This is a genomic window from Prevotella marseillensis, assembly GCF_900625065.1.
GTDB classification, from domain to species: Bacteria; Bacteroidota; Bacteroidia; order Bacteroidales; family Bacteroidaceae; genus Prevotella; species Prevotella rara.
In genome coordinates, this window is sequence record NZ_UYXY01000001.1 from 1,370,962 (window position 1) to 1,382,129 (window position 11,168).

Annotated in this window: 10 protein-coding genes; 3 read left to right on the top strand and 7 right to left on the bottom strand. The window is 43.5% G+C overall.

What is annotated here, in order from left to right; all coding sequences use genetic code 11:
- Positions 1–50: 50 nt before the first annotated feature.
- Together EJL04_RS05755 and rfbC are read right to left on the bottom strand one after the other, a co-directional pair.
- Positions 51–1,364, bottom strand: a complete 1,314-nt coding sequence (locus EJL04_RS05755; protein ID WP_125104345.1) for a UDP-glucose dehydrogenase family protein — start codon at positions 1,362–1,364, stop codon at positions 51–53.
- A gap of 24 nt (positions 1,365–1,388) precedes the next feature.
- Positions 1,389–1,940 (bottom strand): dTDP-4-dehydrorhamnose 3,5-epimerase, encoded by a 552-nt coding sequence (gene rfbC / locus EJL04_RS05760; protein ID WP_021854573.1) that lies wholly within the window; start codon positions 1,938–1,940, stop codon positions 1,389–1,391.
- A 136-nt stretch (positions 1,941–2,076) separates the two neighbouring features.
- Between rfbC and EJL04_RS05765 the strand changes: the two genes are divergently transcribed.
- The 3 genes from EJL04_RS05765 to rpsA all read left to right on the top strand — a co-directional run bounded on the left by EJL04_RS05765 (position 2,077) and on the right by rpsA (position 5,664).
- The gene (locus EJL04_RS05765) at positions 2,077–3,165 is read left to right on the top strand and encodes an HU domain-containing protein (protein ID WP_125104346.1); all 1,089 of its coding nucleotides are present in this window, start codon (positions 2,077–2,079) and stop codon (positions 3,163–3,165) included.
- A gap of 4 nt (positions 3,166–3,169) precedes the next feature.
- Positions 3,170–3,709, top strand: a complete 540-nt coding sequence (locus EJL04_RS05770) for an FHA domain-containing protein (protein ID WP_125104347.1) — start codon at positions 3,170–3,172, stop codon at positions 3,707–3,709.
- 182 nt (positions 3,710–3,891) lie between these two features.
- Entirely contained in the window at positions 3,892–5,664 is a 1,773-nt protein-coding gene (gene rpsA / locus EJL04_RS05775; RefSeq protein ID WP_021854576.1) for a 30S ribosomal protein S1, read from the top strand.
- A gap of 986 nt (positions 5,665–6,650) precedes the next feature.
- Here rpsA and EJL04_RS05780 read toward each other — a convergent pair.
- The 5 genes from EJL04_RS05780 to EJL04_RS05800 all read right to left on the bottom strand — a co-directional run bounded on the left by EJL04_RS05780 (position 6,651) and on the right by EJL04_RS05800 (position 10,668).
- A complete protein-coding gene (locus tag EJL04_RS05780; RefSeq protein ID WP_125104348.1) occupies positions 6,651–7,511 on the bottom strand; it encodes a DNA adenine methylase in 861 nt (286 codons plus the stop codon).
- Entirely contained in the window at positions 7,508–8,146 is a 639-nt protein-coding gene (locus EJL04_RS05785) for a thymidylate synthase (protein WP_125104349.1), read from the bottom strand. The genes EJL04_RS05780 and EJL04_RS05785 overlap by 4 nt, the downstream gene beginning before the upstream one ends.
- A 73-nt stretch (positions 8,147–8,219) precedes the next feature.
- A complete protein-coding gene (locus EJL04_RS05790; RefSeq protein WP_125104350.1) occupies positions 8,220–8,462 on the bottom strand; it encodes a hypothetical protein in 243 nt (80 codons plus the stop codon).
- A 187-nt stretch (positions 8,463–8,649) separates the two neighbouring features.
- Positions 8,650–9,207, bottom strand: a complete 558-nt coding sequence (locus EJL04_RS05795; RefSeq protein WP_164511702.1) for a hypothetical protein — start codon at positions 9,205–9,207, stop codon at positions 8,650–8,652.
- Between the two features lie 159 nt (positions 9,208–9,366).
- Entirely contained in the window at positions 9,367–10,668 is a 1,302-nt protein-coding gene (locus EJL04_RS05800) for a reverse transcriptase domain-containing protein (protein WP_125104352.1), read from the bottom strand.
- Between the last annotated feature and the right edge of the window lie 500 nt (positions 10,669–11,168).

Below are 11,168 nucleotides of genomic sequence, written 5' to 3' on the forward strand. Positions count from 1 at the left end.
AATAAACAATAGAGCTATTGCCGATACGAATATGTATATAATATTTCTAATCATTTTCCTATACAATGATATTCAAAACCATGCTCCGCCAAATCATCATTATCAAATATGTTCCTTCCGTCCAAGATTAATTTTCTATGCATTTTATTGGCAACAACATTCCAATCCGGTAATCTAAACTCTTTCCATTCTGTCAGCAAAATCAATGCATCAGCATTTTGCAAAGCATCGTATTTATTTTCATAATACTCTATCTTATCGCCAATTATGCGTCTACATTCATTCATTGCTTCAGGGTCATAGGCCTGCACTTTACATCCTGCATTCAACAACTTCTTTATAACAACCAATGCTGTTGATTCACGCATGTCATCGGTTTCTGGTTTAAAGGCCAATCCCCACAATGCAACAGACTTACCTTTCAAATCTCCGTCAAAGGCTTTAACTAACTTTTTAAACAACACCTCTTTTTGTCTTTCGTTAACTTTCTCAACAGCCTTCAATACTTCCAACGAATATCCATTATCATCGGCCGTTTTTATTAAAGCCTTAACATCCTTAGGGAAACAAGATCCTCCATATCCACATCCTGCATATAAAAATTTACGGCCTATACGTGTGTCAGATCCTATGCCTGCTCTAACCTTATTAACATCAGCACCAACAAGCTCACAAAGGTTGGCAATATCATTCATAAAACTGATACGGGTGGCCAACATTGAGTTTGCAGCATATTTTGTCATCTCCGCACTAGGAATATCCATGAAAATCACACGGAAATTATTCAGAAGAAACGGCTTGTATAATTTTGTCAAAATATTCTTTGCTCTTTCACTATCTACCCCAATAACAACCCGATCCGGACTCATAAAATCTTTAATGGCATTACCTTCCTTAAGAAATTCCGGATTGCTTGCTACGTCAAATGCGACATCCACACCACGTTTTTTCAGTTCTGCCTTTATTGTATCAGCAATTTTGTGAGAAGTTCCAACAGGAACGGTGCTTTTTGTCACAACTACCAAATACCGGTTTAAGTTCTCCCCTATTGTTTTAGCAACCTGAAGAACATATTTCAAATCAGCACTTCCATCTTCATCCGGAGGTGTGCCTACTGCAGTAAATACAATCTGCTGATCATTTAAGACTTCTGCCAATGAGGTAGAAAACTTTAATCTGCCGGCATTAATATTTTTTACAACAAGTTCATCTAACCCTGGTTCGTAAATAGGTATAATACCTTTCCTCAATGCTGCAATTTTCGCGCAATCAACATCCACACATGTTACAGTTGCCCCAGTCTCAGCAAAGCAAGCACCAGAAACCAATCCGACATAACCTGTTCCAACAATTGCTATATTCATTCGGCTATAAACTATATATTACACCTATACATTAAAATATTCTGCATCTTTAAAAGCCACTCCATTCAGATCTTTCTGACTTGTCTGAATATCATTCGAGTCTATCGGCCAATTTATATTCAAATCAGGATCATCAAATCTTATTGACGCCTCGCTCTCCGGAGAGTAGACATTATCCACCTTATATGTAAATATTGCTTCGTCACTTAAGACCAAGAATCCATGAGCAAATCCCCTAGGAATAAAGAATTGTTTCTTATTTTCATCGCTCAATTCTACCATTACATGCTTACCGAAAGTTGAAGAATCCTTCCGGAGATCTACTGCAACATCAAGTACACGTCCCTTAATGACACGTACTAATTTAGCCTGTGAGAAATCCCCCTTCTGATAATGCAAGCCACGCAAGACGCCATAAGACGATTTTGATTCATTATCTTGAATAAATGAAACCTGCCCTACGTGCTCTTTAAAGTCAGAATATTTAAAAGCCTCAAAAAAATATCCTCTGGAATCATTAAAAACCTTTGGCTCTATAATAAAAACTCCATCTATTTCTGTTTTTATGTAATTCATAATTTGAATATAATTTCTTAATAATTTATCTGCAAAATTAAAAATATTATCCGAATTATTGCAGCATGATTAAAAAAATCTTCATAATAAGCTACATTATTTTGTTTTTTAATCAAAAACGAGTAATTTTGCATCCGTGATAGAATTAGAAAGACATATTGAAATATTATTATTAAGGAATGACTGTGTCATCGTACCCGGACTTGGCGGTTTTATCGCCAGCCACATCCCGGCTACTTACGATGAAAGGGATTGTCTATTCCTGCCCCCTCAAAGGACATTAGGTTTCAACCCCAAATTAAACATCAATGATTCCTTACTTGTACAATCGTATACAGAAGCTTATGACATAAGCTATCCAGATGCACAGAACCGTATCTCAGGAGAGGTAAATGAATTAAAACAAATTATATATAACGAAGGGTCTTACGAACTCTGCGATATCGGTACATTATATTTAAACAACGACGGTAACCTTGAGTTCAAACCTTGCGAAGCAGGAATCCTGACACCAGATCTGTACAGCCTCAGTTCTTTTGAAATGAAAAGAGAAGAGGATGACAGCAACATATCTAAAGGAAATGACGTATGTCATGAAAACAGTGCGAATTCGGATAGGACGACTGCCACTGTAACATTTTCAACATCTCCATTAAACTATAGGATAAAAGAGAACGACGTATTAGAAGAAAAATTCAATGAATCAAGCAACAATACGCCATCAACAAAAATAAAGCTATTTAAAAGCGTATTGGCGGTATTTATTGCAATAATAACATTCTTCGCCTGGTCTTCCCCAATAAACAACAATAACAAAATTATACAAATGGGGAATATGGACAATGGTATTATTCATAACTTAATCAAAAACAGTTACAATAATATCACGAAAGAAAATATACAATTAAAGAAGGAAAGTAAAGCTGATATCAATTCAAAAAATATTAGCAACAAGTCGGTACAGGCTCCAGAGGAATTAAAGCCTGTCAAGCAAGACAAATATTTTTGTATTGTATTGGCAAGTAGAGTAACAAAAAAGAATGCAGACGCTTTTGTTACGAAGCTTACTACAAAGGGATATGAAGCAAGCACTTTAATTGAAGGCAATAAATCCATCAAAGTTGTATACGGAAAATACAAGACCAGAAATGATGCATATAACGCCCTCAATGACCTGAGAGGCAATGAGTTTTTTTATGATGCTTGGGTATACCAGATAAAATAATATAATGAAAAGAGTTAGATGTCCAAAATGTGATGGATTTATCACATTTGATGAAACAAAATACAAAGAGGGGCAGTCACTTATATTTGAATGTCCACAATGTGGCAAACAATTTGGTATTAGAATTGGAGCCACAAAACTTAGAAATCCGCAAAAAGATGAGATATTAAACGAAAATGAATATAATGACGAATTCGGAGCATTAATTGTCATCGAAAATGTCTTTCATTATAAGCAGGTCATACCGCTAAAATTCGGAGACAACATAATTGGCCGATATATGAAAGGAAGTAAGACAAACACTCCTATTGAGACAAATGACCCAAGTATAGATATTACCCATTGTAATATAAATGTATCCAGAGACAAGAAGGGGCATCTGAAATACACCCTAAGCGACGGACCCAGCTACACCGGAACATTTGTAGATAATGAAATTTTGGGGAATAAAGAAAAAAGAATTATACATGATGGCACATTATTCACAATCGGAGCCACAAGTATTATACTAAAAGCGCCAAAAGGAGGTGAAACAACAGACTAATCAGCAGGTTGAGGCAGCTGTATACACTTAAAAAAAATTAAAAACGCCATAAAATGGCAAAAATAAGGAAATAAAATTACAGGAAACTGAAATATAAAATTAAAAGGTTGTAAATTTGCAGCCGATTTATAAACAAATATAAAGTCGAACTTTATTAATTATTTAATTTATTTTTAATTTTTATGTCAGATTTAAAGAACGTACAACCATTATCAGACTTCAATTGGGACGAGTTTGAGAATGGAAGCAAAGCAAATGTAAGCAAAGAAGAACTTGAAAAAGCTTACGATGAAACCCTTAACAAAGTTAGCGAGCACCAGGTTGTAGACGGAAAGGTAATTTCTATTGACAAGAAAGAAGTTGTTGTCAATATTGGCTACAAGAGCGACGGTGTTATTCCTGCAAGCGAATTCCGCTATAACCCCGATTTAAAAATCGGAGATGTTGTTGAGGTTTATGTTGAAAATCAGGAAGACAAAAAAGGTCAGCTTCTGCTTTCACACAAAAAGGCTCGCCTCAGCAAGAGCTGGGAGCGCGTTAACGCAGCCCTTGATAACGAGGAAGTTATACAGGGTTACATTAAATGCCGCACTAAGGGTGGTATGATTGTTGACGTATTCGGTATCGAAGCATTCCTCCCGGGAAGCCAGATTGACGTTCATCCTATACGCGACTACGATGTATTCGTAGGAAAGACAATGGAATTCAAAGTTGTTAAAATCAATCAGGAATTCCGCAATGTTGTTGTTTCACATAAAGCTCTTATTGAAGCAGAACTTGAAGCACAGAAGAAAGAAATTATCAGCAAGCTTGAGAAAGGTCAGATTCTCGAAGGAACTGTCAAGAATATTACATCATACGGAGTATTCGTTGATCTTGGAGGTGTTGACGGACTCATCCACATCACAGACCTTTCTTGGGGCCGCGTAAGCGATCCGCATGAGGTTGTTGCACTTGACCAGAAGATTAACGTTGTTATTCTTGACTTTGATGATGACAAGAAACGTATTGCTCTCGGTCTGAAGCAGCTCACTCCACATCCATGGGATGCACTTGATCCTAACCTCAAAGTTGGCGATCATGTTAAGGGTAAGGTAGTTGTTATCGCTGACTATGGTGCATTTGTAGAAATAGCTCCTGGTGTTGAAGGTCTTATCCATGTTTCAGAAATGAGCTGGAGCCAGCATCTCCGCAGTGCACAGGAATTCATGCACGTTGGCGATGAAGTTGAGGCTGTTATCTTAACTCTTGATCGTGAAGAGCGTAAGATGTCACTCGGCATCAAGCAGCTTAAAGAAGATCCATGGGAAACAATCGAAGTTAAATATCCTATTGGAAGCAAGCACACTGCAAAGGTTCGCAACTTCACTAACTTCGGTATCTTCGTAGAACTCGAAGAAGGTGTTGACGGACTCATCCATATCAGCGATTTGTCTTGGACCAAGAAAGTAAAGCACCCATCAGAATTTACTCAGGTTGGTGCAGAAATAGACGTTGTTGTTCTTGAGATAGACAAAGAGAATCGTCGTCTCAGCCTTGGCCACAAGCAGCTTGAGGAGAATCCTTGGGACACATACGAAACAATATACACACCGGGTTCAATCCACACTGGTAAGATTACAGAAATAATGGACAAAGGTGCTGTTATTACTCTGAATGAAGGCGGAGAAGGTTTCGCAACACCTAAGCACCTTGTAAAGGAAGACGGTTCACAGGCTCAGCCGGGTGAAGAGCTCCAGTTCAAGGTAATTGAGTTTGTAAAAGAAACAAAACGTATCATTCTGTCACACAGCCGTACATTCGAGGATGTAAAAGAAGAGCCGAAGAAAGCTCCTCGTGCAAAGAAGGCCAAGAAGGAAGATGCTCCTGTTATAAATAACGTTGCAGCAGGAACAACACTTGGCGACATTGATGCTTTGGCTGAGCTTAAAGCTAAAATGGAAAAAGGAGAATAATAATCATATTATTCCATAATAAATAGGGAAGCAAATTTTGCTTCCCTATTTTATTATATATACAAAAACGATAACAATCACAAATGGGAGACAAACAATCATAATCACAATTACAAAACATTTCGCCTTGTTAAATTAAAAACAATACACGTATTAATGATTTTCAATAAACATTATTACAATAGTGCACTAAATTTATTAGTGTATTTACCGCATAAACATTATATACTAGTCAAATCATTTCTATTTGACACATATTACGTATATGTCATTTAATCTAAAATATACTACAATAAGGACTAAACAAAATTATTTTATACAGAAAGCTAATTATTATTATGCACAAATAGCTTTTTCTCATTAGGCAAAAGCCTGTTCAGGCATATCCAGCAAGTCAACAAATTTTGAAGAGGGGAAAAATTGAAATTAAAATAAACATAATAGTGAATAAGTCGCTAAAGCACAGAGCAATAAAAGCACAAATAGGAAGAGAATAGGTGCATAAAAGTTTCAAATCATTAACCTATTGTTTACGTACAAAAAGTCTATTGTTTTTAATGCAAAAGTAATAGACTTTTTGTACGTAAACAAGTGATTTATATAAACAGTACAACACCTCTGCATACATTAAAAACGGCTCATGTCTGAAATATCATTATGTAACAATATATTAAGATAAATTGTATTCAGCCTCACATACATTATATTCAACCCATTAAATTTAAAGAAGTATAATCCGCAAAACGAAATGTTCCGGCGTTTCTAAACAAAATGTTCCAATCTGCAAAACGAAACGTACCTCTGCGAATCCTTTTTCTCCCCCTCCAACCCAATAAAAAAGCACCGAGAATAATATACTTCTTCGGTGCTTTTTTATTGCCAAATATTTTGGCTATCTCGCAAAAAATCACTAACTTTACAACAAATAAAGGGGAGCATTACGCCCTGTTGTAACGCTGTTCCAACGCCATTATTACGGCATTATATCATGCGGCAGAGCTTGTGTGTGGCGTATCATTCCGCTTATACAGCATCATGTCCGTATATCCGGCGTTGTAATTCATGTGCGCATTAAACTCGGACTTCACACAACCCTCAAATGGGTCGCCCAATGTCCGGTTCCTGCCCATCCATTCGCAAAGCTCCACGATGGACGACTTGTTTGACGTGAAGTACACAAACGAGTGGCCATTCAGAACAGTCAGCACATCGAGGTAGTCGGAAAGCCTCCAATACATCGAATAAGTGGTGACATCCGTACTCAAATAGGGAGGGTCTACAAGAAACACCACGCCGGGCACATCCTTGTACTCGTTGAACACCTCGCGGTAGTCTTTGCTTGTTATTTCTAAGCCCTCCAGGTAATCATCGCACAGGGAATAATCAGCCTTGCGTATGTTGTTGTAAAGGACTTCCTTGCGCATCTCCTCCAGGCTCATCTTGTACTTCATGGAAAACATGAGCGAGGACGATATGGTGATATAATCCACATATCCCCACTCTTTTTCCTCCTGCTCGATACGTCTGTATATTCTTTCCCGCGCTTCCCCTGTAATCGGCTTGTGCCTTGGCACGCCTTCCGTTATCCGCCTGAAGCCTGCCAGCAGGAGGTTTGTCCGTGGGATGTTTTCCAGCCTCTTGCGGTAGTTGTCGAAGTCGTTGTACACAACCTTGGCATCCGGGCGCATTCTTTTCGTTATCTGCGAAAGCAGCCCTGAACCACCGAACAAATCCACAAACACGGTACTGTCCTTGAACTGTTCCAGCACCTTAATATATTCCCGTGCAAACATGCGCTTCTGCCCGACAAACGGCAGCGGAGCGGACATATAAAGTTTCCTTTTCATACGTTCAGTTCAAATTTGACATCCGCCTTGCCGCCCAGAAGGTCACGGGTCTTCGCTTCGTTGTTCTCATAGATATGCACATTGCCCAGATACAGGGTTATGGACTTCAAGGGAAGTTCTATCTGCCGCGCCATCAGATACAGGTGGTATATGTCGGCCGGCAGGCCAAGGTTGGCATCGGAGCTTCGCTGGTATGCCGACAGCACCAGGCATCCGTCCTCTATCTGGAACTGCACCAGGCTAAGACAGGGTGCCTGGTTGCTTTCCACTCCTGTCGCGCCCAAGAAAAGCACATAGTTCTTGCTGTTGCGTTTCTCCGTATTGATTTTAGCTATAAGCGGCGGCAGCTTCTCAAAGTATGTCGGGTAACTGTTCACCAGCGTATGGCCGCAATAGTCCCACCAGGTAATGCCGGCTTCACGGTATTTCTCCACATCACGCTCGCCCTGCATGAACAGCCTCAGTTCATCCTTCAGCTTCTTGCGTGCTATCCCATGCCCCTCGAATATGTCGAGCAGGTCTGCCGGGGTCATGCAAAGCTGCTCGTTCAGCAGGTAGCGAATCCTGCCTTTCTTGTTTTCCTGTACTTTCCCCTCTGAAAGTATCTTCGCCAGGATGCGATGGTATTTGTTCATTTCTGCCTCCTTTGTTTTATGACTGCACAAAGGTAGGCTGCCGGTACATTATCGGCACTACAAAACGCCCTGCTTATACTGCAAACGGCTTGCAGTCGCTTTGGAAGCGTTTCAACAGCCCATACACTTTCCGTTCGCTCACGGCGTACTTTTCAGACAATGCGGCCACTATGTAGGACACCTTGTCACCGTTGCGGTGCATGGTCAAATAGTCGGAATACAAGTCGACATACCGGGCGTCATCGAGGCGTATTCCGGCCTCTTGCAGCCTTTTAAGCAGTTCCCGGTTGAAGTTTATCAGTTCAAACACCTTCATATTCACAAAATTTTGTACCTTTGCAACGTCTCACTTATTAAACAACGAAACACCCAAGTGGCGTGGCAGAGGGCATTTGCCCCCGGCCGCGCGCCGCTTGGGTGTGCAATGTTGAATAGTAAGTGAGACGACTGTTTTAACAGGCCGGGGGCTTTTTTCTATCCCTCCCCCGTGGGGATTCTTCCTTTTATACCGGCTGTACGATGGTCGGCAAATCCTTCAGGTCATTCGGATAACCGTTAACAGTGGTCAGGATACATAAGTAAACCACCTCGTACTGGCTGTAATACTTGCCTTTCTCGAACGCCATGTTCTGCTCATACGGTATCGGATCTTCCAACGTACCGGCGTGCGACTTGTTCACTTTGGTGTAAAGCGACGCCGTGTCAATGGACGGCGGATAGATTGAAAGCGGCGTATGCGTCTGCACGGCCCGCCATAACCTGTTCCCGTGCCTTAACACCGTGCCGGCCTTTATCTCCTTTCCCCGTTTGCACAGGTAGGAGAACGTGTGGAACATGTTCGACAGCATAAGCGCCTTTTCATCGTCAACGTCCGTCCTTTCCGACATCTGTCCGCGCATGGCTTCCATAAGCTGGGCCTGCGGATCGGACGCGATGCGTTCGGCACGCGCCGTCTCAAGCATCTTGTCGAACTCGTCCCTGCCGTAGCCCAACGCCGATCCTATGGTCTCCAGTTCCCCGTCCAGGGCGTCCACGCCGCTGCCCGAGATAATGCCTTCCACGTCCGAGGCCGCAGGCTTCCGGTCAAGTTCCTCCTCCATGTAAGTGGCGGTTCCATCCTCCTTTGCCTCCACGCCCCAACGGACGCGCCATTTGCCTTTTACCGGGTTCGTGCATTCCAGCAACGCCACACCGGCACTTCCTTCCACTCGTTTCATTGCCTAACTGAATACATACTTTGTCCGACCTTTCCCGAAGGTTTCCGTCCGGATGATGGTCTCGAACGGGAACCCGTCGGGGATTTCCCTTACCTGCGCGAGGATGTTCTTCATCTCTTCGCTGTTGGTGAAGAACTTCCGCGCCTCGCCGTTCACCTCGATGGCCACGATGCAGCGGTCTTCGCCCTGTTCCGTCTTGATGCCCGTCTCGAAGTCCTTGACCACGATGGGCAGGTTCACCAGCTCCCGGATGCTCACTACCGTCCCGGGAAATCGCTTCTTGCCGTCCTCGGGCTTGTAAGCGACGTTCAAATCCTTGAATGATCTCATGTCTTTGCCTGTTAATTTATTGAACAACTTGTGGCAGTCCGCGTGCTTGGCCATGCCGTAGAAGCTGGCCACCAGCTCGCGACGCCTCCTTCTCGATTTTACCTCGTGCATTTTTCGGGCGAACTTCTGCTTGATGCGCTTGCGCAGCCGGACGTAGTCCGGGCGTATCACATACCCAAGGAAGTCTATGCCCTCGCCCACGGGGAACACCCGCTCATTGGGCTTTACGGAAAGCCCGACGGATTCCACTTGCCCATGGACGGCATCACGAATCTCCCACAATTCCGCTTTCGTTTCACCGAGCACGACGCCGTCATCACAATAGCGGTAGAAATGGCGGACACCGTACCTGTCCTTCAGATAATGGTCCAAATACACAGACAAAAGCAGGTTGCCCAGTCCCTGCGAACTCCGGAGCCCGATGCTGATGCCATGCGGCATAAGCCGGGTGAAGTTGTCGAGCATGGCGATGAGCTTCCCGTCCTTGAAGACGCGCCGCACGCAGTACATGACGAAGTCCTGCCCGACGCTCTCGTAGAACTTGGAGATGTCGAACTTGTAGCAGAACCGCGTCCCTTCCGGGTCTTCCTCCATGTCGCGGCGGATGTACGCCAGCAGGTCGTGCATCCCACGCCCCTTGATGCTGGCCGAGGTGGTGCGGATAAAGCGCTTCTTCAGGCGCCTGTCCACCACGGCCATGACGGCATGGACGGCTATCCTGTCCTTCATCGTCAGGATCTGGATGCGGCGTTCCTTGCCGCCCTCGCGGATGACACGCTCCCTGTAGTCCTTGACGGTGAACGTCCCGGAGGATATGCGTTCCGTCAGTTCCCTGATCACTTCGTCCCTGTGCGCAAGCAGGTAGCGGCCCTGGCGGCTCCTCTTGCGTTTGGAACCGCGAAGCACCCTGTCGAACGAGTCCGACATGTTGGAGTATTCCGTTATCTCCTCCACGATATGGCCTTCCCTGCGCATAAGCATCCGTTATTTTGTCCTACAATATGGAAGATAAGGGCCTTCCTTTCCCCGGGCCTGACTTCTTCGAGCCGTTTCCGGCCTACCAAACTCCACCCGACACGTGGTTTTTCAGCTTTCCGCCTTACAGGTTCATACAAACCATGCGCTGTTGCTGGGGCTTGCCTCCCTCGGCACCGCATTGGGGACACGTCCCCGGCGCTGTACGCCGATTCATTGATTTCCAGGCGCGAGCCGACATTCGTGTTCGTGTTCGACGCATCGTTATTCGCATTCGCATTCGACACACCGCCATTCGCGTTCGCATTGTTGTACCCGCGATAGACCACACGGCCTATGGGGAGGCGCCGCCTTAAAAATTGTTACAAAGGTACGCATTATTCCGCCAAAACAAGCGGAAAACACCCTGTATCAACCGAATATGGCAAAATGCGCGGTTCCCAAAATTTTTTCGACCGGCTTCGCCGGTGGTCTTTCGCTTCGCTCACGCTTTGACGCTT

Bases quoted from the DNA above. Each gene is read 5' to 3' on its own strand.
- EJL04_RS05755 (WP_125104345.1), bottom strand. From the start codon at position 1,364: ATGAATATAGCAATTGTTGGAACAGGTTATGTCGGATTGGTTTCTGGT.
- rfbC (WP_021854573.1), bottom strand. From the start codon at position 1,940: ATGAATTACATAAAAACAGAAATAGATGGAGTTTTTATTATAGAGCCA.
- EJL04_RS05770 (WP_125104347.1), top strand. From the start codon at position 3,170: ATGAAAAGAGTTAGATGTCCAAAATGTGATGGATTTATCACATTTGAT.
- rpsA (WP_021854576.1), top strand. From the start codon at position 3,892: ATGTCAGATTTAAAGAACGTACAACCATTATCAGACTTCAATTGGGAC.
- EJL04_RS05780 (WP_125104348.1), bottom strand. From the start codon at position 7,511: ATGAAAAGGAAACTTTATATGTCCGCTCCGCTGCCGTTTGTCGGGCAG.
- EJL04_RS05785 (WP_125104349.1), bottom strand. From the start codon at position 8,146: ATGAACAAATACCATCGCATCCTGGCGAAGATACTTTCAGAGGGGAAA.
- EJL04_RS05790 (WP_125104350.1), bottom strand. From the start codon at position 8,462: ATGAAGGTGTTTGAACTGATAAACTTCAACCGGGAACTGCTTAAAAGG.
- EJL04_RS05800 (WP_125104352.1), bottom strand. From the start codon at position 10,668: ATGCGCAGGGAAGGCCATATCGTGGAGGAGATAACGGAATACTCCAAC.